Source organism: Rhodocyclus purpureus, assembly GCF_016653115.1.
In the GTDB taxonomy this organism is placed as follows: domain Bacteria; phylum Pseudomonadota; class Gammaproteobacteria; order Burkholderiales; family Rhodocyclaceae; genus Rhodocyclus; species Rhodocyclus purpureus.
The window spans coordinates 85,119-112,047 of sequence record NZ_NHRX01000034.1 but is presented as its reverse complement, the minus strand read 5'-3'; the positions used below and the strand labels follow the sequence as shown (position 1 = coordinate 112,047).

At 67.8% G+C, this 26,929-nt stretch carries 28 protein-coding genes; 26 read left to right on the top strand and 2 right to left on the bottom strand.

The features are described from left to right. The first annotated feature begins 16 nt into the window (after positions 1-16). From CCR84_RS07025 to CCR84_RS16785, 25 genes are all read left to right on the top strand, one after another. On the top strand, positions 17-889 hold the full coding sequence (locus CCR84_RS07025; protein WP_201210859.1) for an energy transducer TonB: 873 nt from the start codon (positions 17-19) through the stop codon (positions 887-889). Positions 890-995: 106 nt separating this feature from the next. Next, the gene (locus CCR84_RS07020; protein ID WP_201210857.1) at positions 996-2,159 is read left to right on the top strand and encodes a VanZ family protein; all 1,164 of its coding nucleotides are present in this window, start codon (positions 996-998) and stop codon (positions 2,157-2,159) included. Between the two features lie 61 nt (positions 2,160-2,220). Then, complete coding sequence (locus CCR84_RS07015; RefSeq protein ID WP_201210855.1) at positions 2,221-2,532, top strand: (2Fe-2S) ferredoxin domain-containing protein; 312 nt, start codon at positions 2,221-2,223, stop codon at positions 2,530-2,532. Then, positions 2,529-3,170: an alpha/beta hydrolase gene (locus tag CCR84_RS07010; RefSeq protein WP_201210853.1), complete on the top strand. Its 642-nt coding sequence runs from the start codon at positions 2,529-2,531 to the stop codon at positions 3,168-3,170. The genes CCR84_RS07015 and CCR84_RS07010 overlap by 4 nt, the downstream gene beginning before the upstream one ends. Positions 3,171-3,294: 124 nt before the next feature. After that, positions 3,295-3,636, top strand: coding sequence for a divalent-cation tolerance protein CutA (gene cutA, locus CCR84_RS07005; protein WP_201210851.1), 342 nt, complete (start codon positions 3,295-3,297; stop codon positions 3,634-3,636). Further along, the gene (gene dsbD / locus CCR84_RS07000) at positions 3,633-5,453 is read left to right on the top strand and encodes a protein-disulfide reductase DsbD (RefSeq protein ID WP_201210849.1); all 1,821 of its coding nucleotides are present in this window, start codon (positions 3,633-3,635) and stop codon (positions 5,451-5,453) included. The genes cutA and dsbD overlap by 4 nt, the downstream gene beginning before the upstream one ends. A 342-nt stretch (positions 5,454-5,795) precedes the next feature. Next, positions 5,796-6,209 carry a bacteriohemerythrin gene (locus CCR84_RS06995; RefSeq protein ID WP_201210847.1) on the top strand — a complete coding sequence of 138 codons (414 nt, stop codon included), beginning with the start codon at positions 5,796-5,798 and terminating at the stop codon, positions 6,207-6,209. Positions 6,210-6,287: 78 nt separating this feature from the next. Continuing rightward, positions 6,288-11,120 carry a PAS domain S-box protein gene (locus CCR84_RS06990; RefSeq protein ID WP_201210845.1) on the top strand — a complete coding sequence of 1,611 codons (4,833 nt, stop codon included), beginning with the start codon at positions 6,288-6,290 and terminating at the stop codon, positions 11,118-11,120. Between the two features lie 36 nt (positions 11,121-11,156). Next, positions 11,157-11,774, top strand: a complete 618-nt coding sequence (locus CCR84_RS06985) for a riboflavin synthase (protein ID WP_201210843.1) — start codon at positions 11,157-11,159, stop codon at positions 11,772-11,774. A 270-nt stretch (positions 11,775-12,044) separates the two neighbouring features. Further along, positions 12,045-13,187 (top strand): bifunctional 3,4-dihydroxy-2-butanone-4-phosphate synthase/GTP cyclohydrolase II, encoded by a 1,143-nt coding sequence (gene ribBA / locus CCR84_RS06980; RefSeq protein WP_201210841.1) that lies wholly within the window; start codon positions 12,045-12,047, stop codon positions 13,185-13,187. A gap of 62 nt (positions 13,188-13,249) precedes the next feature. Then, positions 13,250-13,741, top strand: a complete 492-nt coding sequence (ribH, locus tag CCR84_RS06975) for a 6,7-dimethyl-8-ribityllumazine synthase (protein WP_201210840.1) — start codon at positions 13,250-13,252, stop codon at positions 13,739-13,741. Continuing rightward, complete coding sequence (gene nusB, locus CCR84_RS06970; protein WP_201210839.1) at positions 13,738-14,253, top strand: transcription antitermination factor NusB; 516 nt, start codon at positions 13,738-13,740, stop codon at positions 14,251-14,253. Before ribH ends, nusB begins: the two co-directional genes overlap by 4 nt. 38 nt (positions 14,254-14,291) lie before the next feature. Then, a complete protein-coding gene (gene thiL / locus CCR84_RS06965; protein ID WP_201210838.1) occupies positions 14,292-15,308 on the top strand; it encodes a thiamine-phosphate kinase in 1,017 nt (338 codons plus the stop codon). Next, positions 15,295-15,801, top strand: coding sequence for a phosphatidylglycerophosphatase A family protein (locus CCR84_RS06960; protein WP_420825385.1), 507 nt, complete (start codon positions 15,295-15,297; stop codon positions 15,799-15,801). Before thiL ends, CCR84_RS06960 begins: the two co-directional genes overlap by 14 nt. A gap of 40 nt (positions 15,802-15,841) precedes the next feature. Then, positions 15,842-16,342 carry a nicotinamide-nucleotide amidase gene (pncC, locus tag CCR84_RS06955; RefSeq protein WP_201210837.1) on the top strand — a complete coding sequence of 167 codons (501 nt, stop codon included), beginning with the start codon at positions 15,842-15,844 and terminating at the stop codon, positions 16,340-16,342. Positions 16,343-16,458: 116 nt separating this feature from the next. Beyond that, positions 16,459-17,478, top strand: a complete 1,020-nt coding sequence (gene recA, locus CCR84_RS06950; protein ID WP_201210836.1) for a recombinase RecA — start codon at positions 16,459-16,461, stop codon at positions 17,476-17,478. A gap of 10 nt (positions 17,479-17,488) precedes the next feature. After that, complete coding sequence (locus CCR84_RS06945; RefSeq protein WP_338052578.1) at positions 17,489-18,169, top strand: regulatory protein RecX; 681 nt, start codon at positions 17,489-17,491, stop codon at positions 18,167-18,169. A 107-nt stretch (positions 18,170-18,276) separates the two neighbouring features. Then, a complete protein-coding gene (lptB, locus tag CCR84_RS06940; protein ID WP_201210835.1) occupies positions 18,277-19,011 on the top strand; it encodes an LPS export ABC transporter ATP-binding protein in 735 nt (244 codons plus the stop codon). 87 nt (positions 19,012-19,098) lie between these two features. Further along, positions 19,099-20,541, top strand: coding sequence for an RNA polymerase factor sigma-54 (locus tag CCR84_RS06935; protein WP_201210833.1), 1,443 nt, complete (start codon positions 19,099-19,101; stop codon positions 20,539-20,541). A gap of 17 nt (positions 20,542-20,558) precedes the next feature. Further along, positions 20,559-20,885, top strand: coding sequence for a ribosome hibernation-promoting factor, HPF/YfiA family (gene hpf / locus CCR84_RS06930; RefSeq protein ID WP_201210831.1), 327 nt, complete (start codon positions 20,559-20,561; stop codon positions 20,883-20,885). Positions 20,886-20,993: 108 nt separating this feature from the next. Continuing rightward, a complete protein-coding gene (gene ptsN / locus CCR84_RS06925; RefSeq protein ID WP_201210828.1) occupies positions 20,994-21,446 on the top strand; it encodes a PTS IIA-like nitrogen regulatory protein PtsN in 453 nt (150 codons plus the stop codon). Then, positions 21,443-22,390, top strand: a complete 948-nt coding sequence (gene hprK, locus CCR84_RS06920; RefSeq protein WP_201210826.1) for an HPr(Ser) kinase/phosphatase — start codon at positions 21,443-21,445, stop codon at positions 22,388-22,390. The genes ptsN and hprK overlap by 4 nt, the downstream gene beginning before the upstream one ends. Positions 22,391-22,438: 48 nt before the next feature. Further along, a complete protein-coding gene (locus tag CCR84_RS06915) occupies positions 22,439-22,780 on the top strand; it encodes a PsiF family protein (RefSeq protein ID WP_201210824.1) in 342 nt (113 codons plus the stop codon). A 151-nt stretch (positions 22,781-22,931) separates the two neighbouring features. Next, a complete protein-coding gene (locus tag CCR84_RS06910) occupies positions 22,932-23,156 on the top strand; it encodes a PsiF family protein (protein ID WP_242508591.1) in 225 nt (74 codons plus the stop codon). 35 nt (positions 23,157-23,191) lie between these two features. Beyond that, a complete protein-coding gene (locus tag CCR84_RS16785; protein ID WP_201210913.1) occupies positions 23,192-23,263 on the top strand; it encodes a PsiF family protein in 72 nt (23 codons plus the stop codon). A gap of 38 nt (positions 23,264-23,301) precedes the next feature. Here CCR84_RS16785 and CCR84_RS06900 read toward each other — a convergent pair whose 3' ends face one another. Beyond that, entirely contained in the window at positions 23,302-24,405 is a 1,104-nt protein-coding gene (locus CCR84_RS06900) for an anthrax toxin-like adenylyl cyclase domain-containing protein (RefSeq protein ID WP_201210823.1), read from the bottom strand. Between the two features lie 608 nt (positions 24,406-25,013). On the opposite strand from CCR84_RS06900, the gene CCR84_RS06895 reads away from it, so the two are divergent. Next, entirely contained in the window at positions 25,014-26,546 is a 1,533-nt protein-coding gene (locus CCR84_RS06895; RefSeq protein ID WP_201210822.1) for a S8 family peptidase, read from the top strand. 189 nt (positions 26,547-26,735) lie between these two features. On the opposite strand, the gene CCR84_RS06890 is transcribed toward CCR84_RS06895, so the two are convergent. Further along, positions 26,736-26,900 carry a hypothetical protein gene (locus tag CCR84_RS06890; protein ID WP_201210821.1) on the bottom strand — a complete coding sequence of 55 codons (165 nt, stop codon included), beginning with the start codon at positions 26,898-26,900 and terminating at the stop codon, positions 26,736-26,738. Positions 26,901-26,929 lie beyond the last annotated feature (29 nt).

Here is a 26,929-nt window from a genome sequence, read left to right as displayed (position 1 = left end):
GCGCTTCGAGTCAGCCATGGCCAGCGCCCCACCGCTCCCTCCACCCCCGCCGGCGGCGACCGTCGCGGACAAGGCCTCCGCATCGGCCGCTGCTGCTGCCGTGCTGCCCGAGCGCCGCGGCGGCGAGCGTCCGGAGCCCGGCAAGCGCAAGGCGCTGTTGCTCGCAATCGCCGTCCATCTGCTGCTGATCGGCGCGCTGGTGCTCGGCGTCAGCTGGAAGAGCCAGCAGCCGGCGTCGGTCGCCGTCGAGGTCTGGCGCGATGCGCCAGCCGTGACACCGCCGGCGCCCAGGCCGGCAGCGCGTCCTGAGCCGAGACCGGAGCCGAAGCCCGCGCCGAAACCGGAGCCGAAGCCCGAGGTGAAGGCGCCGGTCAAACCGGACATCGCGCTCAAGGACGAGAAGAAGAAGGAAGAAAAGAAGCCCGAGCCGAAGAAGCCCGAAACCAAGCCCGAAGCGAAGCCGGAGCCGCGTCGCGACGTCTTCGCCGAAGCCGAGCGCGAGCGCAAACAGCTCGAACGCCAGCAGGAACTGCGCCGCGCGCAGGAGCGCGCCAGCGCCGAGGCGCGCCAGCTCAACGAACTGCAGGCGGAACAGGCCTCCGCCGCGCGCACGCGCGGACTCGCCGACTACATCGGCAAGGTACGCGGCAAGATCCGCGGCAACATCGTCCTGCCGCCAGGAATCCAGGGCAACCCGAAGGCCGTCTTCGAGGCCACGCAACTGCCGTCGGGCGAGGTCATCTCGGTGCGCGTGCTCGTTTCGAGCGGCAACAAGGCGCTCGACGAGGCCGTCGAACGCGCCATCCGCAAATCCTCGCCGCTGCCCAAGCCGGACCAGCCCGAACTCTTCGAACGCGTGCTGAAGATTCCCTACAGCCCGCTGGAGTGAAGGACGGCGAGCGCGCCCCTGCCGTCGCCGCTCGGCTTAGCCGGCGGCAAGGAGTCGCCGCGAGCGCATGGCCGGAGCGGGCAGCGGCGGTTAGAATCGTGAGCACATGAAGTCCCGCCCACCTCGCCCTCCTGCCGACTCCGCCGCCAGCACCCGCGTCGCCACCGAGGCCGTGCGGCGGCCGCAACGCCGACGCGCGGCGGGTGCCTCCGCTGCGGGAACGGCCACTGCAAGCGGCGCGCTGGCCAGCTATCTCGCGCTCGCCTACGCGGCGTTGATCGTCTATGCCAGCCTGCATCCCTTTCGCGGCTGGCGCGACCTCGGCCTGTCGCCGTTCGCGTTTCTCGAGGGCAGCTGGCCGCGCTACTGGACCGGCTTCGACCTGGCGGTGAACGTGCTCGCCTACCTGCCGCTCGGACTCCTGCTCACGCGCGCCTGGCGCCGCCGCATGCCGGCCGCGCTCGCTGCCCTGCTCGCCGTCGCCGCCGGCGCGCTGCTCAGTTTCGGCCTCGAGAGCGCGCAGAACTGGCTGCCGGCGCGCGTTCCGTCGAACGTCGATCTCGCTTGCAACACGCTCGGTGCCCTGTGCGGTGCGCTGCTCGCGCTCGCCTTCGGCGAGTCGATCGGACGGCGCAGCGCCCTCCTGCGCAATCTCCTCGCCGACGCCGCACACGCCGAGCTCGGCGTCGTCCTGCTCGGCGTCTGGCTGCTGACCCAGGTTTCGCCGGAGACGCAGCTGTTCGGCAGCGGCGACCTGCGCCAGTTGCTCGAACTGAAGCCGGCGGTCCCCTACGCCGCCGACTCGTTCTTCCTCATCGAAGCGGCCATCACCGCCTGCAACCTGCTGGCGATCGGCCTGTTCGCGCGCGCGCTGATCACCCAGCACGTGCCGACCGGCGCGGTGCTGTTCTGCTTCATCCTGCTCGCACTGACCGTGCGCACGCTCGGCGCCGCGCTGCTGGCGCTGCCGCAGGATGCGCTGGCCTGGCTCACTCCCGGCGCCGGACTCGGGCTCGCGGTCGGCGGCGTGCTGCTCGCGCTGGCGCTGCTGCTGCCGGCGACGCTGCGCACCGCGCTCGCCGCGCTGGCACTGATGGCCGGCGCAGCCATGGTCAACATGGCGCCGGCCAATCCCTACTCGGCAGCGGCGCTCGCCACCTGGCAACAGGGGCACTTCTTCAACTTCAACGGACTGACGCGGATTGCGGCGAGTCTGTGGCCGTACGTCGCGCTGCCCTACCTCATCCTCAGCGCCCGACCGCGGCGCTGACGTCGCGAATCGGTGATAATCAGCACGGTCACCCTCCTTGCGCACCCGCGCGCCGACGAACATGAGCTACTTCAAACACCACCTCTTCTTCTGCTGCAACCAGCGTGAAGGCGGCCAGGACAGCTGCAACGCGCACGGCGCCAGCGACGCCTTCGCCTGGACCAAGGACAGGGTCGCCGCGCTCAAGCTGTCCGGACCGGGCCAGGTCAGGGTGAGCCGTGCCGGCTGCCTCGGCCGCTGCGAGATCGCCCCGGCGCTCGTGGTCTACCCCGAAGCGGTCTGGTACAGCTACCGGAACAACGACGACCTGGAAGCCATCATCCAGGAACACCTGATCGGCGGTCGCGTCGTCGAACGCCTCGTCCGCCGATGAACACCGCCAGCGAAACCCTGCTCGTCCCGGGGCCGGCCGGGGCGATCGAGACGATCGTCGAGTTGCCGGCAGGAACGCCGCGCGGCATCGCGCTCATCGCTCATCCGCACCCGCTGTTCGGCGGCGCCAACAACAACAAGGTCGTGTATACGCTGGCGCGCGCCGCGGTGAAGCTCGGCCATGTCGCCCTGCGTCCGAACTTCCGTGGCGTCGGCCAGAGCGCAGGCAGCCACGACGAGGGGCGCGGCGAGAGCGAGGACATGCTCGCGCTGCTCGCCTGGGCGAGGCAACGCTGGGGCGATCTACCGGTCGCGCTGGCCGGTTTCTCCTTCGGCGCCTACGTGCAGACACGCGTCGCACGCGCGCTCGCCGACGCCTCCCGGCCGCCGCGGCACATGGCGCTGGTCGGCACCGCCGCCGGCCACATCGAGGGCGCACGCAGCTACGACACCGGCGCCGTTCCGCCCGACACCCTGGTCATCCACGGTTCGCGCGACGAGACGGTGCCGCTCGCCAACGTGCTCGCCTGGGCCGAGCCGATCGACCTGCCGGTGGTCGTCATCCCCGGCGCCGACCACTTCTTCCATCGCCGCCTGCACCTGATCCGCGACCTGGTGCTGCGCGCCTGGCGCGAGTGAAGATCGAAGCGGTGTTGCCGGCGCGGTGCTGCCAACGCGGCGCTTGCCACATTCGCGGCTGCCGCCGCTCCCACGGCACTCCGCGTTGCCGTGGCGGAGCAGCGACCGCGGTAGAATCCGGCGCATGACTTCGCTCATCGTCCTCACCACGCTGCCCGACCGGGACAGCGCCGCGGCGCTCGCCGCGCATCTCGTCGAGCGCCGGCTCGCCGCCTGCGTCAGCATCCAGGCGCCCTGCCGCTCGGTCTACCGCTGGCAGGGCGCGGTCGAGCAGGCCGACGAAGTGCCGCTCATGATCAAGACCGCCGCCGACCGCTACGAGGAACTGGCGACGGCGATCCGCGAACGCCACCCCTACGCCGTCCCCGAACTGATCGCGCTGCCGATCGTCGCCGGCGATACCGCCTACCTCGACTGGATCGTCGCCGAAACGCGGCCGGGCAGCACCGGCGAGCCCGCGGCATGAGCGTCGCCTGCCCGTCCTTGCTGCTGCGCGCCGCGCGCTTCGTCGCCGTCCTGTGCACGCTGCTGTTCGTCGCCGTCACCGCCGGCGCACAGGAATTCCTCGACCCGGCAGTGGCCTTCAAGCCGAGCGCGCGTGCGCTCGACGGCGGCACGATCGAGGTACGCTTCGAGATCGCGCGCGGTTATTACCTCTACCGCGACAAGCTGCGCTTCAAGGCGTCGCCGGAGAGCGTCACCCTCGGGCCAGCGCGCCTGCCGCCCGGGAAGGAGAAGGTCGATGAAACCTTCGGCCGCGTCGAGGTCTATTTCCGCGAGGCGAGGATCCTGCTCCCGGTCGAGCGCAGCGCGTCCGGCGCCCAGCCGATCACGCTCGCAGTCACCTCGCAGGGCTGCGCCGAGGCCGGCATCTGCTATCCGCCGCAGCAGCAGGTGCTGACGCTCGAACTGCCGCCGCCGGCACCCGGTGACGGCCAGGCGCTCGCCACCGCCAACGATGATGGCGGCGACGAGTCGGGACGCATCGCCGAGCTGCTGCGCGGCGCCTCGTTCTGGGCGATCCTCGCGAGCTTCTTCGGTTTCGGCCTGCTGCTCGCGCTGACGCCGTGCATGCTGCCGATGCTGCCGATCCTCTCCGGAATCATCGTCGGCAGCCGCGCCAAGGGCGCCGCTGCAGGCCGGCCGACCTCGCGCGGACGCGCCTTCGCGCTCTCGCTCGCCTACGTCCTCGGCATGGCCGTCACCTATGCCGCTGCCGGCGTCGCCGCCGGCTTGACCGGGACGCTGCTGTCGACGGCGCTGCAGACGCCGTGGGCGCTCGGCGGCTTCGCGCTGATCTTCGTCGTCCTCGCCGGCGCGATGTTCGGCTTCTACGAGCTGCAGCTGCCGAGCGCGCTGCAGAGTCGCGCCTCGGCGGAGGCCAGTCACCTGCGTGGCGGCTCGCTGCCGGGCGTCGCGGCGATGGGCGCGCTCTCGGCGCTGATCGTCGGCCCCTGCGTCGCCGCGCCGCTCGCCGGCGCCCTGCTCTACATCGGCCAGACCGGCGACGCGCTGCTCGGCGGCGCCGCGCTGTTCGCGATGGCGCTCGGCATGGGCGTGCCGCTGCTGGCGGTCGGGCTTTCCGCCGGCACGCTGCTGCCGAAGGCGGGACCGTGGATGGTCCTGGTCAACAAGGCCTTCGGGGTGATCCTGCTCGGTGTCGCCGTCTGGCTCGTTTCGCCGCTGCTGCCGCCGTCGGCCTCGCTCGCCGCCTGGGGCGTGCTGCTGATCGTCCCGGCGGTCTACCTGCACGCGCTCGACCCGCTGCCGGCGCACGCCAGGGGCGGGAAGCGCGTCGCCAAGGGCGCGGCACTGGTGCTGCTGCTCTACGGGGTGGCACTCGTCGTCGGCGCGCTGTCGGGGGCACGCGATCCCTGGCAGCCGCTCGCCGGGCTGCGCGGCAGCGTCGCCGAGGCGCCGCGCCTGCCCTTCGTCCGCGTCGCGTCGAACGCCGAACTCGACGCGCGGCTGGCCGAGGCCGCCGCGCGCGGCCAGCCGGCAATGCTCGACTTCTACGCCGACTGGTGCATCACCTGCAAGGAGATGGAGCGCGACAGCTTTGCCGACCCGCGCGTGCACGAACGCCTCTCCGGCTGGTTGCTGCTGCAGGCCGACGTCACCGCCAACAGCGCCGACGACGCCGCACTGCTCAAGCGTTTCCAGCTCTACGGCCCGCCCGGGATCATCTTCTTCGACCGCAGCGGCAAGGAGATCGCCGGCCGCCGCGTCGTCGGCTACCAGGACGCCCCGACCTTCCTGAAGTCCCTGCGCGGCCTCGACTGAGGTCGCCCGCAGCGCGGATTCGGTCCGCTACCGACGCTCGCATCCGCGCTGTCCGGCCTGGTTCGGACTCGGCCGGGCCCGTCATCCCCGACCAGCGCTTGGGCAGCCTCCCCTGCGCCGAAAATGCCCATGCCATCAAATGACGAAGGCAAGCTATACTTCGGCCATGGCGAGTTGCGTTCGTCACGATGCCGCTACGGCTTGACCTGACGAAAGGACTGCTAGCGCGCCCCTCGTCGCACGTCGCCGCGATCCCGGCACACCTTGGCAATCGCATCAGCTTACCCCATTGGCTTGTTCCGTGCATGCAACTGCACGCGCCCGATCGAGACGGAGAAAATCTTGTCCTCCCTACCCAAATGGAATCCGGAGCTCTGCGTCGGCAACCGCCAGATCGACGATCAGCACCGGCGCCTGTTGCTGCTCGGCGAGCAGGCCTTGGGCCTGCTCAAGGAAAATTCTTCAATGGCGCAGTTTCATGTCGTCCTCAACGACCTCGCCGACTTGGCGCGCAAACACTTTGCCGACGAGGAGCAGGTGCTCGCGCGCAACCACTGCCCGACCCTGGACGAGCACAAAGCGGAACATGCCGCCTATCTCGAACTGGTGACCGAGGTTTGCTATCAGGGAACGCAGAATCATCCGGACCGGGCCGGACTGGAACGGATCGTCAGCGAATACCTGAACCATCACCTGACCGAAACCGACATGAAATGCAAGGCGTTCATGAAGGATAAGCCGGGCTTCGGCGGCTGAGGCAGGACACCGTGGCCAGCGACTTGCGCAGGCGACACACGTGGGCAACGCCGCCCCCTGCCCGGTAGTCTGCAGACCATGCGCCCACGAGGCTTCACGCACAGCGACGCCAGCGCGACCAATACCCGGCCGGGTTTCTTCGCGGCGCTGACGATCGGCATCGTCCTGCTGCTCGGGACGATGCTGGCGGTGGAACTCAGGTCCGCCTACCAGCGCGAGCTCGACAATGCGGGGAAGATCAACGCGGCGTTTGCGCGTGTCCTCGAACAGGAGTTGCTCGCGTCGGTCGGCAAGGTCGACCTGATCGTGCAGGAAGCGAAGTATCACTACGAGAATCACCTCGCCGGCAAGGGGATGGCCGCGAGCGAATTGAACCCGACGCTCGGGCGCCTGCTCGGTCGCGTTCCCGGCATCCTCAGCCTGCGCATCGCCGACGAGTACGGCAACTACGTCTTCGACGCGAGCGGGCAGCTGTCCAGCGCCAACATCGCCGACCGCCAATATTTCCGCGTGCACCGTAGCGAAGCAGCGCGGGGAGCCTTCGTCGAAGGCCCCATCTTTTCGCGCGTCGCCGGCGTGTGGACGCTGGTGTTCAGCCGCGGCGTGCGCGACGCGCAGGGAAACTTCCGCGGCATCGTGCAGAGCTCGCTGCCGAGCGAATGGCTGACGAGTGCCTTCAGCGGCGCCGCGCGCGGTCAGAAAGGTGCAGCGCCGAGACTCGGGGCCGAGGATTCGATCTCGCTGCTCAACGCGGATTTCGTGCTGATCGCGCGTGCGCCGGCGGCGCCGGAGCTGATCGGCAAGCCCGTGCTCTCCACACAGCTGCAGCTTCAGGTGGCGGCGTCGCCGGCGAGCGGCACCTTCACCCTGCTCAGTCCGGTCGACGGGATCGAGCGGATCTACAGCTATCGGCGCGTCGGGGACTTCCCGGTCTATGTCGTGAGCGGGGTGGACAAGGACCAGGTGCTCACGCCATGGCGCAGGACCGCCGCGATCTACGCGGGACTCGCGCTGCTCCTGCTCGCCGGCGGCGTGCTGCTGGCGATCAACAACTACCGCAGCGAACAGGCAAGGCGCAGCCGGCAGGAACTGCGTTACGAGGAACTGCTGCGCACCTCCGCCGACGGCGTGCATGTGCTCGACCGTGACGGCAAGCTGCGCGAGGCCAACGACGCTTTCTACCGCATGCTCGGCCGCGATCCGGCCAGCGCCGTGACACTGCAGCTCGGCGACTGGATCGCGGCAGGCGAGCTCGACGAACTGCTCGCGGCGATGCGAAACGCCGGCGCCAGTGAATCCACCCGCGAAACCCGCTTCCGCCGTGCCGGCAGCGAGTCGATCGACGTCGAGCTCGTCATCCGCGGCATCGAGATCGCCGGCGAAGCGTTCGTGTATTGCTCGGCGCGCGACATCAGCGAACGCAAGGCGCTGGTCGAAAGCCTGCGTCACGCCAAGGAGTTCGCCGAGCAACTGGTCGAAAACGCGAACGTGATGGTGCTCGGTCTCGACGCGCAGGGGCGCGTGCTGATCTTCAATGCGCAGGCCGAGCAGATCACCGGTTTCGCCCGCAGCGAGATGCTCGGCCAGAACTGGTTTGCGACGAACTTGCTGCGCGATCCCGATGCCGGCACGCTGAAGGCGTTCGAGCAGGCAGTGGCGGGCGGCGAGGCGCCCTCGGAAATAGAAAATGCCATCTGGAACCGCGCGGGCGAGCCGCGGACGATTGCCTGGCGCAACAGCTTAATGGTCAGCCCGGAAGGCGAATGGATCTCGCTATCTCTGGGCATCGACGTGACCGAGCAGCGCAGCGTCGAGCGGCAACTCGAAGAGCATCGCCGCAACCTCGAGCTGCGCGTCGAAGAACGAACCGCCGAGCTCGACGCCTTGAACGAATCGCTGCGCAGCGCCAGCGAACGCCTGCAGACGATCTTCAATACCGCAAGCACCGGCATCCTGGTGATCCGCAAGCGCGTCATCGAGGAATGCAACCATGGTTTCGCGGAACTGACCGGCTATGGCGAAGGCGAGTTGATCGGCCAGCCGAACCAGAAACTGTATGCCGACCCCGAGGTCTGGCGGACGGTCGGCAGCGAAGCCTACGAAAGATTCGCACGCGGCGAGACGGACGTCAGGGAATTCCTGGTCCGGCGCAAGGACGGGAGCACCTTCTGGGCGCGGATGTCGAGCCGCGCGATCGATCCTGCCGATTTCGGCAAGGGCGTCGTCAGCATCGTCGAGGACATCAGCGCGTCGCGCGCTGCCGCCGAGGCCTTGCGCCTGGCTTACGCCGAACAGCAGGCGATCTTCGATTCCGCCAGCTCGGGAATCGCCTTGCTGAAGAACCGCATCCTGGTACGCGGCAACCAGAAACTGCACGAAATTTTCGGCTGGCCGCCCGGCGAACTGGTCGGCCAGCCGACCCGGGTCTGGTATCCCGACGAAGCGGCCTGGCAAGCGAGCGGCGCCTCGGCCTACGAAGAAATGTGGCAGGGCGAGACGCACCGGCGCGAGCACCAACTGGTTCACCGCGACGGCACCCTGTTCTGGGCGCGGATGAGCGGGCACGCGGTCGACGCGAACGATCCGGAGCGCGGAGCGGTGTTGATCATCGACGACATCACCGCCGAGCGCGCCGCCATCGCCGAACTGGCGCACGCGCGCGCGGTCGCCGAGACGGCCGCCAAAGCCAAGGCAGACTTCCTCGCCAACATGAGCCACGAGATCAGGACGCCGATGAACGCGATCATCGGCATGACGCACCTCGCGCTCAACACCGATCCGCTGCCGCGCCAACGCGAATACCTGCTGAAGATCCAGCGCTCCAGCCAGCATCTGCTCGGGGTCATCAACGACATCCTCGACTTCTCGAAGATCGAGGCCGGCAAGATGGCGGTCGAGCGGATCGAGTTCGATCTGGAGCGGGTGCTCGACAACGTCGCCGGCCTCAACGCCGAGAAGATCGCCAGCAAGGGTCTCGAACTCGTGATCGACATCGCCGACGACGTGCCGAACGAACTCGTCGGCGACCCCTTGCGCATCGGCCAGGTGCTGATCAACTACACCAACAACGCGGTCAAATTCACCGAAAAGGGTGAAATCGGCATCGAAGTCGCGGTCGCCGAGCAAGGCGACGATCAACTGCTGCTGCGTTTCTCGGTGCGCGATACCGGCATCGGCATCAGCGCCGAGCAGCGCGCCTCGCTGTTCCAGAGTTTTCAGCAGGCCGACAACTCGACCACGCGCCAGTACGGCGGCACCGGTCTCGGCCTCGCGATCGCCAAGCGCCTGACCGAGTTGATGGGCGGCGAGGTCGGCGTCGACAGCACCCCCGGAGTCGGTTCGACCTTCTGGTTCACCGCGCGTCTGGGGCGCGGCAAGCAGACGACGCCGCGCTTCCTGCCGCACCCCGACCTGCGCGGACGACGGGTGCTGGTCGTCGACGACAACGACTACGCGCGCGAGGTACTCGCGCACATGCTCTCCAGCATGAGCTTCGTCGTCAAGGCGCTTGCTTCCGGCCCCGAGGCGCTCGCCGAAGTCAGCCGCGCCGCCGCCTCCGGCGAAGCCTACGAGGTCGTCTTCCTCGACTGGAAGATGCCGGGAATGGACGGCGTCGCCACCGCCGCCGAGATACGTCGCCTGCAGCTCGCCAAGCCACCGCTGGTGTTGCTGGTCACCGCCTACGGACACGACGAGCGGGTCGGTTCCGCCGCGCAGGCGGGGGTCGATGAGATCCTGGTCAAGCCGGTGAGCCCTTCGCTGCTGTTCAACAGCGTGCTGCGTCTGCTCGGCGGCAGGGCCGGGGCCCGTCCCTCCGACCAGCCGGAGACGCCCGCAGGCCCCGATGTTTCCGTCCTTGCCGGCGCCCGCGCACTGCTCGTCGAAGACAACGATCTCAACCAGGAAGTGGCGACCGAACTCCTGCGCGAGATGGGTTTAGTCGTCGATGTCGCCGGCGACGGCTCGGTCGCGCTGGCCAAGGTGCAGCAGAACGCGTACGACGTCGTGCTCATGGACATGCAGATGCCGGTGATGGACGGGATCGCCGCGACGCGGGCGATACGCAGGATCGAGCGCCTCGCCGAACTGCCGATCCTGGCGATGACCGCCAACGCGATGGCAGGCGACCGCGAGCGCTGCCTCGAAGCCGGCATGAACGACCACATCGCCAAGCCGATCGACCCGAAGGACCTCGGCGACAAGCTGCTGCACTGGGTGAAGGCGCCGCAAGTACCTCCGGTCGCGCCGGAGGACGCAGCGCAGCCGAAGCCCATTGCGCAGCCGGAAACCGCGACGCCGGGACTCGCGATCCAGTCGCTCAGCGAGGTCACCGGCCTCGACGCGAAGCAGGGGCTTCGCCTCGCGCTGGGCCGCGAGGCGCTCTACCTCGGACTGCTGGCGAAGTTCGTCGCCGGGCAGGCCGACGCGCCGGCGCGCATCGCGCAAGCGCTCGCTGGCGGCGACCTCGCCGTTGCCGAACGACTCGCGCACACGCTCAAGGGCGTCGCCGCGCAGATCGGCGCCGGTGACGTCCGCTCGCTGGCCGAACAACTCGAGCACGCGATCCACAACCGCGCGCCGACGGTGCTGCTGGAAAAACTGCAGGCGCAGACCGTCACCGCGCTCGCCGTGCTGATCGAAGCGCTGAGCGCCTGCTTACCGCAGGCGCCGAGTGGCGCCGTAGCAACCCCGATAGCGATCGACGAAGCAGCACTACGCCCGGTCTGCACCCGGCTCGCCGAACTGCTCGCCAACGACGACTTCGCCAGCGCCCGTTGCCTCGCCGAAAACGAGGGCTTGCTGCACGCGGCCTTCGGCGAGGATTTCGCGCGTATCGCCACGGCGATCGAGAACTACGACTTCGCGACCGCGCTGGAGACGCTCACGAAAGCACGTCAGCGCGCGTGCTAGAATCGCCTTCCCCCCGACATAAAGGACCGATCGATCATGTTCTCCGGAATCATTGCCGGCCTCGGCCACATCGAACACCTGACGGCGCGCGCCGACGATTCCTCGACCGTGCGGCTGACGATCAACGCCGGCACGCTCGACCTGTCCGACGTCGCGCTCGGTGACTCGATCGCCTGCAACGGCGTCTGCCTGACCGTCGTCGAACTGCACCCCGGCCGCTTCTGCGTCGACGTCTCGCCGGAGACCCTCGAATGCACGGTCGGCCTCGACGCACCCGGCAACATCAACCTCGAAAAGGCGCTGCGCCTCGCCGACCGACTCGGCGGCCACCTCGTCTCGGGCCACGTCGACGGCGTCGGCGAAGTGCTGCGCTTCGACCCGGTCGGCGAAGGCGAGGACGCGTGCCGGCTGCTCGAAATCCGCGCGCCGCAGGAACTCGCCAAGTACATCGCGCGCAAGGGATCGATCACCGTCGACGGCGTCAGCCTGACCACCAACACGGTCGATGGCAGCGTGTTTACGATCAACCTGATCCCGCACACGCTGACGGTGACGACGCTCGGCCGCCTGCACGCCGGCGCCCGCGTCAACCTCGAAGTCGACCTGATCGCGCGCTACTGCGAGCGCATGCTGAGCTACCAGAACGCCGGCTGATCCATGGGCGGCTCGCCCGCCCTCTTCCAGACTCCTGGCCGGCTCCAGCCCGACGCCGGTTCTGACCGGCGTCGGTGCGTCGATATACGGCGGCCTCCGCCCGCGCGCAGCCACTCGGCAGCGATTCCGTATCGGGCGCCAGAAGTGGCCTTGCCGTCGGCGATCTGCGAGAATGTCCGGTCTACGGCGTGGCGCGCCCGCGAATCACGACGCGCCCGCTGTGCCGACTTCCGATCCAACGCCCCCCGGGGCTTCTTTCCGCTCAGAACAATGTCGCCGCAAACCGCAAACTCGAACACCATTTCCCCGATCGAGGACATCATCGCCGAGATGCGCGCAGGGCGCATGGTCATCCTGGTCGACGAGGAAGACCGCGAGAACGAGGGCGACCTCGTCCTCGCCGCCGAACACGTCACGGCCGAAGCGATCAACTTCATGGCCAAGTACGGTCGCGGGCTGATCTGCCTGACGCTGACCGAGGAGCGCTGCCGGCAACTCGGCCTGGTGCAGATGGCGCGCGACAACCGGAGCCCCTACTCGACCGCCTTCACCGTCTCGATCGAGGCTGCCGAGGGGGTCACCACCGGGATTTCGGCACAGGATCGCGCGGTGACGATCAAGACCGCGGTAGCGAAGAACGCCTCGCCGCAGGACATCGTGCAGCCGGGCCACGTCTTCCCGATCATGGCGCGCCCGGGCGGCGTCCTCGTCCGCGCCGGTCACACCGAGGCCGGCTGCGACCTGGCGCAACTCGCCGGCTGCGAGCCGTCGTCGGTGATCTGCGAGATCCTCAAGGAAGACGGGACGATGGCGCGCCTGCCCGACCTGCAGGAGTTCGCACGCGAGCACGGGCTGAAGATCGGTGCCATCGCCGACCTGATCCACTACCGCAGCCGCAACGAGAAGCTGGTCGAACGCAAGTTGACGAAGCCGGTGCGCACGCCCTACGGCGAGTTCACGCTGCACGCCTTCGCCGACCGCACCTCGCAGGAAGTGCATCTGGCGCTGACACACGGTGACATCAGCGCCGAGCGCGAGACGCTGGTACGCGTGCATGAGCCGCTGTCGGCGCTCGACTTCCTCGACCCGGACGGCAGAAGCAGCACCTTCCCGCTCGACGTTGCGCTGGCGGCGATCAGCAAGGCGCCGGCCGGCGCGATCGTCCTCCTGCGCAAGCCGCAGAGCGGCGCCGAGCTGCTCGCCGGGCTCGCCACCGACCAGTCCGCCAAGCCGGCGCGCTGGGACCCGCGCACCTATGGGATCGGCGCGCAGATCCTGCGCGAACTCGGCGTCGGCCAGATGAAGCTGCTCGGCAGCGCACGCAGGATGCCGAGCGTCGCCGGCTTCGACCTCGAAGTGACCGGCAACATCGCGACGCGCGAAGAACTCGTGCAGGCGGGTCTGGCCGCCTGATCCGGCCGCGCGCAATCCAACCCGCGGGCGCCGGGCGCCCGCATGAAGCAAGAGAGCACACCATGGCGCACTACGACACCATCCCCGAATTCGACTTCTCGACCCCCGACGCGCAGGCCGGCGCCGGTCGCCGCATCGGCATCGTCGTCGCCCGCTTCAACCCCGACGTCTGTGACGGCCTGCTCGGCGCCTGTGTCGGCGAGCTGCGCCGGCTAGGCGTCGCCGATGCCGACATCACCATCGCCTCGGTGCCCGGCGCGCTGGAGATCCCGCTGGCGCTGCTGACGATGGCGCACAGCCGCCGCTTCGACGCGCTGATCGCGCTCGGCGCGGTGATCCGCGGCGAAACCTACCACTTCGAGGTCGTTTCCAACGACTCGTGCCGCGCCGTGATGGAAGTCCAGCTCGACACTGGCGTACCGATCGCCAACGGCATACTGACCACCGAGGACGACGACCAGGCGCTCGCGCGCATGCAGACCAAGGGCGCCGACTGCGCGCGCGTCGCCGTCGAGATGGCGACCCTGCTGCGCGCACTGGAGAACAAGCAATGAGCACCGATCTTCCGCAAGGCCGCCCGGAGCAAGCTGCCAAGTCCGCCGGCAGGGCGCCCGCCAAGGCGCGCAGCGGCAAGTCGCCGCGTCGGCGTGCGCGCGAGTTCGCGCTGCAGGGGCTCTACCAGTGGCGGGTCGGCGGCGCCGACACGGCGTCGATCGAGGCCCACGTCCATGACGCCGAAGACTTCGACAAGGCCGACGGCGAGTTCTACCGTGCGCTGCTGCGCGGCGTGATCAGGCAGCAGGAAGCCCTGCAGGCCGAGATCGTCCCCTTCATCGACCGCCCCTTCGCCGACCTGTCGCCGATCGAATCCTGCGTCCTGCTCGCCGCCGCCTTCGAACTCGACAACTACCGCGAGACGCCCTACCGGGTGATCATCAACGAGTCGATCGAATTGGCCAAGGCCTTCGGCGGCGCCGACGGCCACAAGTTCGTCAACGGCGTGCTCGACAAGCTCGCCGCCAAGCTGCGCCCGGAAGAAGTCGCCGCGCGCCGCGCCGGTCGCTGAGCGCCGCCCCCGGCGCCGACACTCCGCCGCCCTGATCGATGGCTAGCGAATTCGACCTGATCCGCCGTCACTTCGCGCGCGCGACGCCGCAGGCCGTGCTCGGCCCCGGCGACGACTGCGCGCTGGTCGCCCCGTCACCGGGGCAGACGCTGGCGATCACCACCGACATGCTGGTCGCCGGCGTGCATTTCTTCGCCGACACGGATCCCTGGCGGCTCGGCTGGAAGACCCTGGCGGTGAATGTCTCCGACCTCGCGGCGATGGGCGCGCGCCCACGCTGGGCGCTCTTGGCCGGCGCACTGCCGGCGGCCGACGAATCCTGGATCGCCGCCTTCACCGGCGGTTTCTTCGCCTGCGCCGAACGCTACGGGGTCGACCTGATCGGCGGCGACACGACGCGCGGACCGCTGACCGTCTCGGTCACCGCGATCGGCGAAGTCCCCCCCGGCGCCGCGCTGCGCCGCGACGGCGCCCGGGCCGGCGACGACCTGTGGGTGTCCGGGACGCCGGGGCTGGCCAGCCTCGGACTCGCCGCTGCCAGGGGACGGGTTCGACTCGACGCGGCGCTCGCGCGGCGCTGCCGCGACGCGCTGGAGACACCGACGCCGCGCGTCGAACTCGGCCTCGCGCTGCGCGAACGGGCGCTCGCACACTCGGCGATCGACGTCTCCGACGGACTGCTCGCCGACTTGGGGCACATCCTCGAATGCTCGGGACTCGCCGGCGAAGTCGAACTGGCCACGCTGCCGGCCGCACCGGACGGCGTCGATCCGATGCTCTGGCGCGACTGCCTGCTCGCCGGCGGCGACGACTACGAACTGGTCTTCTCGGCCCCGCCAGAGGCGCGGCCGGCGATCGAAGCGCTGGCGCAAGCGCTGGCGCTGCCGCTGACACGCTGCGGCCGCCTCGCCGCTGCAGGCGCGCCCGCTACGCAGGCGGACGCGCCGGGTTTCGGCCTCGCCGCAGGCGCCGCGCCCTTGCGCGTGCTCGACGCCGAGGGCCGGCCGCTTGTCCTCACCCGTCGCGGATACGACCACTTTGATCAAGAAATCTAAAGCACCGCCGATCGCCTTCCTCTTCTCGCACCCGGCGCACTTCATCGCCTGTGGCTGCGGCAGCGGCCTGTCGCCGTGGGCGCCCGGAACCATCGGCACCCTGTTCGCCTGGGCGACCTTCCCGCTGCTCGCCTGGGCAATGAACGACGCGGCGCTCGCCGTCTTCCTCGCCGTCGCCTACCTGGTCGGCATCGGCGCTGCGCAGCGCACCGGCGCCGACCTCGGCGTCGTCGACCACGGCAGCATCGTCTGGGACGAGATCGTCCCCTTCTGGCTGGTGCTGTTCCTCTGTCCGGCAGGCTGGCTGTGGCAGACCGCGGCCTTCTTCCTGTTCCGCTTCTTCGACATCGTCAAGCCGCAGCCGGCGCGCTACTTCGACGAACACGTCAAGAACGGCTTCGGCGTGATGACCGACGACGTCTTCGCCGCGCTGTACACGGTAGGCGTCCTCCTGGCCGCGCAGGAACTGCTCGCGCGTTTCGCCGGTGCCTGAGCGCTGCGCCGGGCCCGGGATTTGATTCGGGGAGTTGATCATGGAACAGGAAAAGCTCGAAGCCCTCGCCGCCACCGTCGGCGCCCGACTCGCCGCGCGCGGTGAAACGCTGGCGCTGGCCGAATCCTGTACCGGCGGTTGGGTCGCGCAGTGCATCACCGCGATCGCCGGCAGTTCGGCGTGGTTCGACCGTGGCTTCGTCACCTACTCGAACGCGGCCAAGCAGGAGATGCTCGGCGTCAGCTTGGCGACGCTCAAGCATCACGGCGCGGTCAGCGAGGCGACCGCACTGGCGATGGCCGAAGGCGCGCTGGCGAAGAGCCACGCGCAACGCGCGATCGCCATCAGCGGCATCGCCGGACCGGACGGCGGATCGGCCGACAAGCCCGTCGGCACCGTCTGCTTCGCCTGGGCCGGCAGCGACGGGACGCATGCCGTCGCCACCTGCCGCTTCGCCGGCGACCGGCAGGCGGTTCGCGCGGCCGCCGTGGCCCACGCACTGGACGGCCTGCTCGGGCAACTGCCGCCGCTCGTGGTCTGATCGGCGCCCCGGGGACTCCGGACGGCGAATTACTGTATATAATCACAGTTAACGCACGCAGCCGCCGTTTGGCATGATGATGCGATAAATCCACCCATTCAGACAGAGGATCGACGATGGACGACAACAAGTCGAAGGCGCTCGCCGCGGCGCTGGCACAGATCGAAAAGCAGTTCGGCAAGGGCTCGATCATGAAGATGGGCGAGGGCTGCGTCGAAAACGACCTTCAGGTGGTATCGACGGGTTCGCTCGGGCTCGACATCGCGCTCGGCGTCGGCGGCCTGCCGCGCGGTCGCGTCGTCGAGATCTACGGTCCCGAATCGTCGGGCAAGACGACGCTGACGCTGCAGGTAGTCGCGCAGATGCAGAAGCTCGGCGGCGTCGCCGCGTTCATCGACGCCGAACACGCGCTAGACCCGAGCTACGCGCAGAAGCTCGGCGTGAACATGGAAGAACTGCTCATCTCGCAGCCCGACACCGGCGAACAGGCGCTCGAAATCGCCGACATGCTGGTGCGTTCAGCCAGCGTCGACCTGATCATCATCGACTCGGTCGCGGCGCTGGTGCCGAAGGCCGAAATCGAGGGTGAAATGGGCGACTCGCTGCCCGGCCTGCAGGCGCGCCTGATGAGCCAGGCACTGCGCAAGCTGACCTCCAACATCAAGAAGACGAACACGCTGGTCATCTTCATCAACCAGATCCGCATGAAGATCGGCGTCATGTTCGGCAGCCCGGAAACGACCACCGGCGGCAACGCGCTCAAGTTCTACGCGTCGGTCCGTCTCGACATCCGCCGCATCGGCAGCATCAAGAAGGGCGACGAGGTGATCGGCAGCGAAACCAAGGTCAAGGTGGTCAAGAACAAGGTCGCCCCACCCTTCCGCGAAGCGATCTTCGACATCCTCTACGGCGAGGGGGCTTCGCGCGAAGGCGAGATCATCGACCTCGGCGTCACGCACAAGCTGGTCGAGAAGTCCGGCTCCTGGTACGCGTACAAGGGCGAGAAGATCGGCCAGGGCAAGGACAACGCGCGCGATTTCCTGAAGAAGAATCCGGCGATCGCCGAGGAAATCGAAGCGGGCATCCGCCAGGCGGTGAACGTGCCGGCGGCCGGACGCCCGGCCGCCGAGGCCTGACGCAGGCCGCGTGGACACGCGCCGGAAACAGTCACTCGACCAGCTCCGGCAACAGCTGAGCGAGCTGGGTTCGGCGTCTCCGGCCAGCACGCCGGAGACGCCGCCGCTTGGCCCCCCGTCAGCGCAGCCTTCCGGGCTGCGCGCCTACGCGCTGCGCCTCCTCGCCCGGCGTGATTACCCGCGCGCCGAACTTGAGCGCAAGCTGGCGCGCCACTGCGCACGCCGGGTCGAGATGCAGGAGGAAGACGATGGCGAAGACTTCGACGCAAGCTTCGCGACCGACGCCGATGTCGATGCCGGCGAAACCCGGGCGGCGGACGCGTGGGCGATCGCCGCGCTGCTCGACGAATTAGCCGCGCGCGGGCTCCTCTCCGACACGCGCTACGCCGAGAACCGCGTCCGCTCGCGCGCCGGCCGCTACGGCAACGCCCGCCTCGAACAAGAGTTGCGCCAGAAAGGCGTCGACAGCGAGGCGCGCGCCGACGCCATCGCCGCTTGCGGCAGCGAGTTCGAGCGTGCCGCCGCCCTGTGGCGCCGCCGCTTCGGCAGCGCGCCGGCCGACGCCAGCGAGCGCCTGCGGCAGATGCGCTACCTCGCCGGACGCGGCTTTTCCGGCGATACGGTGCGCCGCGTCCTCGCCGATGCGGCGAACTTGTGCGCCGACGCGCGCGAAGACGGCGAGCCGTGCTAGCATCGGTTCCTTGGCCTTGCGCGTAAGCTGCGCAAGCTGAAACCGCGCGCACGGCGGAGCGACCGCGCTGCGCCCCGGGGCTCATTCATTACGCACTTTGCCGATAGATGCCTGAAACACAGAGCAAGCTTGCCGCGAGCAGGCTGATGAAGCGCTACAAGTCGCGCACCGTCGTAACCGACGTCTCGTTCGAGGTGAAGAGCGGCGAGGTGGTCGGCCTGCTCGGCCCCAACGGCGCCGGCAAGACGACCTGCTTCTACATGGTCGTCGGCCTGGTCGCCTGCGGCGGCGGCGAGGTCTACCTCGACGACACGCGGCTCACGCACCTGCCGATCCATCTGCGCGCCCGCCGCGGCGTCGCCTATCTGCCGCAGGAAGCGTCGGTGTTCCGCAAGCTGTCGGTACGCGAGAACATCGAGGCGATCCTCGAACTGCAGAAGCTGCCGAAAGCCGAGGTCAAGAACCGCCTGGAAACCCTGCTCGACGAGTTGCACATCGCTCACCTGCGCAACAGTCCGGCTGTGGCGCTCTCGGGCGGCGAACGACGGCGGGTCGAGATCGCCCGGGCACTGGCTGCCAATCCGCGCTTCGTCCTGCTCGACGAGCCCTTCGCGGGGGTCGATCCGATCGCCGTGCTCGAAATTCAGAAGATCATCCGCTTCCTCAAGGAGCGCGGCATCGGCGTGCTCATCACCGACCACAACGTGCGCGAAACCCTGGGCATCTGCGACCACGCTTACATCATCAACGAGGGCACCGTGCTCGCGGCGGGCCGCCCGGATGAAATCATTTATAATGAAAGCGTGCGCAAGGTGTATCTGGGGGAAAATTTCCGCCTCTGAACCTGCCAGCAAGCGCTGCGAACCCCGGCCCGAGTCTCGATGACTCATCGACCGACGTTCGACCCGCCACGCTAGCCATCCCCATTCATGAAACCAAGCCTCCAGCTCAAGCTCTCGCAGCATCTCGCGCTGACGCCACAGCTGCAGCTGTCCATCCGTCTACTGCAACTGTCGACGGTCGAGCTGGAGCAGGAGCTGGAAAAGTATCTGCTCGAAAACCCCCTGCTCGAACGCGACGAGGACGAGTTCTCGGCGCCGCAGGAGGCCGTCGAAGCCAGCCCGATGAGCGGTGAGGCGGCCGGCGAGCAACCGGCCGTGGCCGAAGTGGCGGAGACCGGGGAACTCGCCGAAGCCGGCGAAGGCGGTGAATCGCCCGACGGTTTCGACGAAACCTGGAGCAGCGAAGGCAGCTATCCAGGCTCCGGCAAGGATGAGGACGGCGATGCGCAGGAGGTGCAGGCGGCGACGACTTCCTTGCGCGAGCACCTGTTGTGGCAGATCGGGCTGATGGCCTTGCCGCAGCGCGACCTCGTACTGGTGCAATGCCTGATCGACGCGCTCGACGACGATGGCTATCTGACGGCTTCGCTCGCCGAATTGCACGAACTGCTGCCGCCCGAAATCGAAGAGGAGGAGTTGCAGGTCGCCCTGAAGCGTCTGCAGAGCCTCGAGCCGACCGGCGTCGGTGCGCGCAGCCCGCAGGAATGCCTGGCGCTGCAACTCGCCGCCCTGCCCGCTGACCAAACGCGCACGCTGGCACTGACGATCGTCAACGGGCATCTCGACCTGCTCGCCAACCGCGACTTCGCGCGCCTGCGCAAGATCACCGGCCGCGACGACGAAGCCTTGCGCGCGGCGCACGCACTGATCAGGAGCCTCAACCCGCATCCGGGGGCGCAGTACGGCGCGACCGACATCCGCTACGTCACTCCCGACGTCGTCGTGCGCAAGATCCGCGGGCAATGGACCGCGTCGATCAACAACGAGGCCTACCCGCGCCTGCGCATCAACCGCCTCTACGCCGACATCCTCTCGCGCCAGCGCGGTTCCGGCCTGGCCGGACAGTTGCAGGAAGCGCGCTGGCTGGTCAAGAATATCGAGCAGCGTTTCGACACCATCCTGCGTGTCGCGCAGGCGATCGTCGACCGGCAGCGCGACTTTTTCGAGCACGGCGACGTCGCCATGCGGCCGCTGGTGCTGCGCGAAATTGCCGACACCCTCGGCCTGCACGAATCGACCATCTCGCGCGTGACGACGCAGAAGTACATGGCGACCCCGCGCGGCGTCTTCGAACTCAAATATTTCTTCGGCAGCCACGTCGCCACCGACAGCGGCGGCGCCTGCTCGGCAACGGCGATCCGGGCGCTGATCAAGCAATTGATCGGCGCCGAGGACGCGAAGAAACCGCTTTCGGACAGCCAGTTGTCCGAAATACTCGGGCAGCAGGGAATCGTCGTGGCGCGACGAACGATTGCAAAATACCGTGAAGCGCTTAACATTCCGCCCGTAAATTTGCGCAAGACCATTTAATCACCAAGGAGCCGCACATGAACGTGCATATCACCGGACACCACCTCGAAATCACGCCGGCGATCCACGACTACCTCACCGGGAAGCTGGAGCGTGTGGTCAGCCACTTCGACCACGTGATCGCGGTCAACGCGACCCTGTCGGTGGAAAAGCTCAAGCAGAAAGCCGAAGTGACCGTTCGCCTGAGCGGCAAGGAAGTCCATGTCGAAGCTGCAGACGACGACCTCTATGCGGCGATCGACAGCCTGGTCGACAAGCTCGACCGCCAGGTGCAGAAGCACAAACAGAAGATCCAGGATCACCACCGCGGTGAGAAGATCAGCGACGCCTTCGCCGCCGAGTGATTTCTCTCCGGCGACGCCGTCCCGCGGCGTCGCCTTCTCCCTCATCAGATCAGCACAGCCAAACCCTGTCGACGTCGCATCGCGACGCCGGCCCGCGAGTCGTGTCCAATGAGCCAGATTGCAAAACTCCTGCCGCTCGATAACATCCTGCTCGACCTCGACGCCGGCAGCAAGAAACGGGTGTTCGAGCAGGCCTCCCTTCTCTTCGAGAACAATCGCAACATCGAACGCAGCAAGGTCTTTGACAGTCTGTTCGCGCGCGAGCGGCTCGGGTCGACCGGCCTCGGCCAAGGCATCGCCATCCCGCACGGGCGTATCAAGGGCCTCAAGGAAGCCTGTGGCGCCTTCATCCGCCTGCTCAACCCCGTCCCCTTCGACTCCCCCGACGGCAAGCCGGTGAGCCTCCTCTTCGTCCTGCTGGTTCCCGAGCAGGCGACCGAAGAACACCTGCAGATTCTCTCCGAACTGGCGCAACGCTTCTCCGACCGTACCTGCCGCGAGGCACTGGCCAGCGCCGCCGATGCCGAGGCGGTGCTCGCGCTGTTTTCCGAACGCTCATGATTGCCGGTCGCCGCTTCAGCATCGCCAAGCTCTACGACGACCATCGCGACAAGTTGCGGCTGGCCTGGATCGCCGCCGTCGGGGTCGACCGGCAGATCGAGCTGAAGGAGCGCGGCAACTACGGCGCCGACGTCGTCGGCCACCTCAACATCATCCACCCCGAGCGCCTGCAGGTGATCGGCGAGGGCGAAGTCAACTGGGCGCGCCGCGCGTCGCCGCAACGCGTCCGGCAACAGTTCCATGACCTGATCGATGCCAAGCCGCCGGCGCTGATCGTCGCCGACGACCAGGAAGTCCATCCGGAAATCATGGCCGTCTGCGAAAGCTCGCAGACGCCGCTCTTCTCGACGCCGAAGCCATGCTCGGCAGTGATCGACCTGTTGCGCATCTACCTCGCCAGCCGGCTCGCCGACACGACCTCGCTGCACGGCGTCTTCATGGACGTGTTCGGCATGGGCGTCCTGATCACCGGCGAATCGGGCGTCGGCAAGAGCGAACTCGCGCTCGACCTGATCTCGCGTGGTCACGGTCTGGTCGCCGACGACGTCGTCGAAGTGGCGCGCATCGCCCCGGCGACCATCGAGGGCCGCTGCCCGGGGATGCTGCGCGACTACCTCGAAGTGCGTGGGATCGGTCTGCTCAACATCCGGACGATCTTCGGCGAAACGGCAGCGCGCCGGAAGATGAAGCTCAAGCTGATCGTCCACCTGCAGCGGGCGGCAGCGGTCTCCCCCGATACGCCGCGCCTTCCCCTCGACGAGCAGACGCAGGAAGTGCTCGGCGTGCCGATCCGCAAGGTGGTGATTCCCGTGGCCGCCGGTCGCAACCTCGCCGTCCTGCTCGAAGCCGCGGTGCGCAACAACATCCTGCAGTTGCGCGGCATCGACAGCATGGGCGAATTCATCAACCGCCAGCAGCAGGCGCTGCTAGACGACGACATGTAAACGGGCTCCACGAGCCTCGTCCAGACAAGCCGCAAGGAGGAAACGAAGATGAAAGCACTGATCACCAGCCTCTCCCTCGTCGTCGGCTTGATCGCCGGTCCCGCCTTCGCCGCCGACGAAGCGAAGAAGGATCCCTCGCCCGCGCAGCAGGCCCAGCAGGAACGGATGAGGAACTGCAACAAGGAAGCCGGGGAGAAGTCGCTCGGCGGTGACGAGCGCAAGCAGTTCATGAAGGACTGCCTGGCCGGGAAGACCGCCAGCCAGAAACCCGAAGCGGCGCCACCGGCGACCCCGCAGGAAAAGATGAAGGTCTGCAACAAGGACGCGAGCGAGAAGGAACTCAAGGGCGACGAGCGCAAGAAGTTCATGAGCGAGTGCCTCAAGCGCTGATCGCTGCCCACGTAGGCGAAAAGCCAGCCGTGAGGCTGGCTTTTTTCATGGCGCCATGACCCCATTCATCGAGCGGAGCAGCCCTCTTGACTATGACATTCGAATACTGGCTATAATGAGTTCCCCATCAACCCGCAAGGAGGAAGCGCAGATGAAAGCTCTGATCGTCAGCATGACCATCGCCTTCGGCCTGGTCGCAGGACAGGCACTCGCCGCAGACGAGACCAAGAAGGAACAGTCGCCCGCGCAGCGAGCCCAGCAGGAGCGGATGAAGAACTGCAACAAGCAGGCCAGGGAGCAGGCGCTCAAGGGCGACGAGCGCAAGCAGTTCATGAAGGGATGCCTGTCAGGTAAGAGCGCCAGCCAGAAACCCTGAGCGACCACGACCGGGCCGGCGACACAGCAGGGCAGATGAAAACCTGCAGCGCAGGGCAGGCACCTGACGAGCGCAGGCAATTCATGAGTGAATGCCTCAAGGGCTGATCGCCGGCCCACCGGCGCAGGGATCCTCGCGCCGGACCTCAGCCGATCGCCCGGTGCGCGGCGATGATGTCGGCGCTCCAGGCGGGATTGACGATGGTCACGTAGCCCGCCGCGTGTGCCTCGCGAATGAAGACGCTGAGGTCGAAGAGGCTCTCGAGGGCAAATGGGCTCAGCGGATCGTTGGGGACGAAGGCGATGACGGGCAGGTCGATGTCATTGACGAAGGGGCGTCCGGCCTCGTCGCTGTGGTGCACGATGTTGCCGCCGCGGTAGCCGCGTCGGCTGATCGCCATGTTGAGTCGCGCGGCGGTGTCCTCGATACGCAGGCTGATGTTGCCGAGCCCGTGCGGCTCGAGGGCATCCACGTTGGCCTCGATGGCGCGGCGGAGCGCGGCGTCGGCCGGCGGCACCTGCTGCGTGAGTGCGTGGAGGGTGAAGGGATCGACAGGACGGCGGTCCACTCCGAGCACACGCTGCGCCACAAAGTTTTGCCGGCGCGGCCAGACGGCGAACAGGTCGTAGTCGCCCGTGCACGCGCGGCGATAACTGGCGCCGAGCGGAACGTGCGGGTTCACCAGCGCCTCCACGGCGAATTCGCGACCGCCCGTGTCCAGGCAATTGATGCTCCACAAAGGCTCGTTGGCATCGGGGATGCCGTGCAAGCGGCGCAAGGGAAAGCGCAGGCCGGCCGCAAACGGCGGCAGCGCTGCGGCGCCGGCGGGAGGGACCGCACGGTAGATGATCTCGTCGACGCCCGGGGCGGCGACCTCCTGTATGAGGAAGTTCGCGATCAGCCACTGGCGACGAAATTCGCTGATGAACAGCGGGACCGAGGTGGCGCCGTGCGCCAGCGCCGCAAAGACCATGTCGGCCTGCTTGGCAATTCCGGCATCTTGCCGGCTCTGCTTGCTGAAATGGGGGTCGAGCAGCACGAAGCCGGCCATCGGCCCCCAGTCACAGGACTTCGCCTTGATGGCGAAGCCTTTGGTCGCGTAGCTCTCCTCGATCAGTCCCGTCGCATACTTGCCGGGCGCGCGCGAGACGATGATGTTCTTCGTCTCGTCGGCCACTTCCTGAAAAGCCCCGCCGTGGCTGTACGGGAAACCCACCCGGTCGCAGGCATCGATCAATCCCTGGCGCATCGCACACCTCCGGCAGCCGGCGCAGGCCGGTCGTCCTGAAAATCACGGCGGAGCCGCGGCGCTCATCATGCTTGCTGCGCCAGGGCCACCATAAAAATTCATCCGCATATGCCGAATGATCATCCGGACGCCGGTGCCTGTCAAAGAGTTTGTGCGGCGTGCGCGCACATGAACGCAGTTGCGGACGCCCGGCAGCAACTGCGGACTACGGGCCCGGTTCTCGCATCTTGCATCGGCGATGTGTATCATGAAAGTAGCGCGGTGAACGCAAGCAGCATTCTGCCGATCGCCTGATCTCGACCGGGAATGCCCGTCGCCGCGGCGCTGGGCTGTGCAGGCAGATGGCCCCCGCTCACAAGGCAAGGCCTTGCTTCGTCAAGTCCTGTTCCCTCCGGGGAGATACTTTCTCCGGAACCGGTGTTCATCACGACGGTCTGAGGCGTCGTCCATGATCGAAGCTGCGCATGGCCGCTCGCACGCCATCGGCTTCATGGCGACACAATCGGCCCGCGCTCTGGAAGCAAGGCATGTGGGCGTACCGCCTTCGCGACAGCGGCCGATGTCTCGCCAGCTCCGCACTCAGACAACTTTTCGCTCCACAGACACTCATGAACGAACGCACTCGATTTGCCGGACTCGTGCTCGGCCTCTGTGCCAGCGTTGGATTCCTCTGCACCAGCCCGGCTCACGCCGCTCCGGCGGCGACGCATCCCTTCGGCCCGTCGAAACCCGTCCCCGGACGTTACATCGTCGTCTTCGCCGACAAGGTCAGTGACAGCGCTGCCGAAACCGCGGCCCTGATGAAGGGAAGAGGCGGCAAGGTTCACCACGTCTTCGGCAAGGCCCTGAAAGGCTTTGCCGCGACCCTGCCGGACGCAGCCGTGCAGGCGCTGCGCGAACATCCGAACGTGAGCTTCGTCGAGCAGGACCAGACGATCACCCTCAAGGCGCAGGAGAACAACGCGACCTGGGGGCTCGACCGCATCGACCAGGTCACCCGCCCGCTGAACACGGTCTATCAGTACAACTACTCGGCCGCCGGGGTGAACGCCTTCATCATCGACACCGGCGTCCGTGCCGACCACAGCGAGTTCACGGGTCGCCTGCTCCCCGGTTACAACGTTGCTGCCGACGCTTCGGGCGTGGTGAACAGTACCAACACCAATGACTGCAACGGCCACGGCACCCACGTCGCGGGAACGGTCGGCGGCACCGTCTACGGCGTGGCCAAGGGCGTCTCGCTCATCCCCGTGCGCGTGCTCGACTGCGCAGGCTCGGGCACGACCAGCGGCGTCATCGCCGGCATCGACTGGGCTGCCGGCAGCGCCCTGCGCCCTGCCGTCGCCAATCTGTCGCTCGGTGGCGGCTTGTCCACGGCACTGAACGCCGCGGTTGCCGGCGCGGTGAGCAAGGGCGTGACCATGGTGGTTGCCGCCGGCAACAGCAACGCCGACGCGTGCAGCTACTCGCCGGCGAGCGAGCCGAGCGCGATCACCGTCGCCGCCAGCGACAGCGCCGACGTCCGCGCCTCGTACTCGAACTACGGCAGCTGCGTGGACATCTTCGCCCCGGGCAGCGCCATCACCTCGGCGTGGAACACCGGTCCCAGCGCAACGAACACGATCAGCGGCACTTCGATGGCGACTCCGCACGTCGCCGGGATTGCCGCGCTGGCGCTCGCCGCCAACCCGTCCGCGACGCCGGCGGCAGTGACGAGCTTCCTGCTCGCCAACGCCTCGGCCAACCAGATCAGCTCGGCGGGAACCGGTTCGCCCAACCTGCTCGCCTATTCGCTAGCCGCCGGCGCGCCGAGCGAACCGGCGAAACAGCTGATCGCGGTGCAATCGATCAGCGGTTCCGCGGTTAAGAAAGGCAAGAGCTGGACCGCCTCGGCCACGGTGACGATTCGCAAGCTCGGCACCAGCACCCCCTTCGCCAACGCAACGGTCAGCGGCAGCTTCAGTCCTGGCGGCAACAAGACCTGCATCACCGGCAGCACCGGCAGTTGCAAGCTGAGCAGCAACAGCCTCCCGATCACGACTGCGGCGTCCGTGTTCACCGTAACCAACGTGACGGGTGCGAACACCTCGTATGACGCCTCGCAGAACACGGCAACGACGCTGACCATCTACCAACCGTGAAACACGCGCTGTGGAGGAGAGGTGCCGCCGCACTTCGTCCCCTGAAGTCGCCTGGCCCGCCTCAGCCAAGGCCTGCGTACGGCGGCGCCCTGCTCATGGCGCCCTGTCGCTGGCCGGCAGCGTGTACCGTTCCTCTACTGAGTTTCGCCGTCCGGAGCAGCGGACGGATGCTTGCCTTCCGGGCTGCGCTCATGCGTGCGACTTGGTCATCAGCCTCAGTATCTTCAGGTTGATGACCAGGAAACGGACGAACTGCCACGGCAGGGACTTGCGCATATAGCGCGTGAACGGCGTCGGCGCCGGTGGATAGTAAGCCTGCTGGTACGGCTCGCGGTTGGTGATCTTGGCTGTCATGCCCTTCTCCTGAGGAAAGCGTCGCTACC

Excerpts from the sequence above, each read along its gene's own strand:
- CCR84_RS06935 (WP_201210833.1), top strand. The coding sequence starts at position 19,099 with ATGAAACCAAGCCTCCAGCTCAAGCTCTCGCAGCATCTCGCGCTGACG.
- CCR84_RS06895 (WP_201210822.1), top strand. The coding sequence starts at position 25,014 with ATGAACGAACGCACTCGATTTGCCGGACTCGTGCTCGGCCTCTGTGCC.
- CCR84_RS06910 (WP_242508591.1), top strand. The coding sequence starts at position 22,932 with ATGAAAGCTCTGATCGTCAGCATGACCATCGCCTTCGGCCTGGTCGCA.
- ribBA (WP_201210841.1), top strand. The coding sequence starts at position 12,045 with ATGTCGCCGCAAACCGCAAACTCGAACACCATTTCCCCGATCGAGGAC.
- lptB (WP_201210835.1), top strand. The coding sequence starts at position 18,277 with ATGCCTGAAACACAGAGCAAGCTTGCCGCGAGCAGGCTGATGAAGCGC.
- nusB (WP_201210839.1), top strand. The coding sequence starts at position 13,738 with ATGAGCACCGATCTTCCGCAAGGCCGCCCGGAGCAAGCTGCCAAGTCC.
- hpf (WP_201210831.1), top strand. The coding sequence starts at position 20,559 with ATGAACGTGCATATCACCGGACACCACCTCGAAATCACGCCGGCGATC.
- pncC (WP_201210837.1), top strand. The coding sequence starts at position 15,842 with ATGGAACAGGAAAAGCTCGAAGCCCTCGCCGCCACCGTCGGCGCCCGA.
- CCR84_RS06900 (WP_201210823.1), bottom strand. The coding sequence starts at position 24,405 with ATGCGCCAGGGATTGATCGATGCCTGCGACCGGGTGGGTTTCCCGTAC.
- CCR84_RS07010 (WP_201210853.1), top strand. The coding sequence starts at position 2,529 with ATGAACACCGCCAGCGAAACCCTGCTCGTCCCGGGGCCGGCCGGGGCG.
- CCR84_RS06990 (WP_201210845.1), top strand. The coding sequence starts at position 6,288 with ATGCGCCCACGAGGCTTCACGCACAGCGACGCCAGCGCGACCAATACC.
- CCR84_RS06890 (WP_201210821.1), bottom strand. The coding sequence starts at position 26,900 with ATGACAGCCAAGATCACCAACCGCGAGCCGTACCAGCAGGCTTACTAT.
- CCR84_RS07025 (WP_201210859.1), top strand. The coding sequence starts at position 17 with ATGGCCAGCGCCCCACCGCTCCCTCCACCCCCGCCGGCGGCGACCGTC.
- dsbD (WP_201210849.1), top strand. The coding sequence starts at position 3,633 with ATGAGCGTCGCCTGCCCGTCCTTGCTGCTGCGCGCCGCGCGCTTCGTC.
- CCR84_RS07020 (WP_201210857.1), top strand. The coding sequence starts at position 996 with ATGAAGTCCCGCCCACCTCGCCCTCCTGCCGACTCCGCCGCCAGCACC.
- CCR84_RS06985 (WP_201210843.1), top strand. The coding sequence starts at position 11,157 with ATGTTCTCCGGAATCATTGCCGGCCTCGGCCACATCGAACACCTGACG.
- recA (WP_201210836.1), top strand. The coding sequence starts at position 16,459 with ATGGACGACAACAAGTCGAAGGCGCTCGCCGCGGCGCTGGCACAGATC.
- cutA (WP_201210851.1), top strand. The coding sequence starts at position 3,295 with ATGACTTCGCTCATCGTCCTCACCACGCTGCCCGACCGGGACAGCGCC.
- CCR84_RS06915 (WP_201210824.1), top strand. The coding sequence starts at position 22,439 with ATGAAAGCACTGATCACCAGCCTCTCCCTCGTCGTCGGCTTGATCGCC.
- ptsN (WP_201210828.1), top strand. The coding sequence starts at position 20,994 with ATGAGCCAGATTGCAAAACTCCTGCCGCTCGATAACATCCTGCTCGAC.
- CCR84_RS07015 (WP_201210855.1), top strand. The coding sequence starts at position 2,221 with ATGAGCTACTTCAAACACCACCTCTTCTTCTGCTGCAACCAGCGTGAA.
- thiL (WP_201210838.1), top strand. The coding sequence starts at position 14,292 with ATGGCTAGCGAATTCGACCTGATCCGCCGTCACTTCGCGCGCGCGACG.
- ribH (WP_201210840.1), top strand. The coding sequence starts at position 13,250 with ATGGCGCACTACGACACCATCCCCGAATTCGACTTCTCGACCCCCGAC.
- hprK (WP_201210826.1), top strand. The coding sequence starts at position 21,443 with ATGATTGCCGGTCGCCGCTTCAGCATCGCCAAGCTCTACGACGACCAT.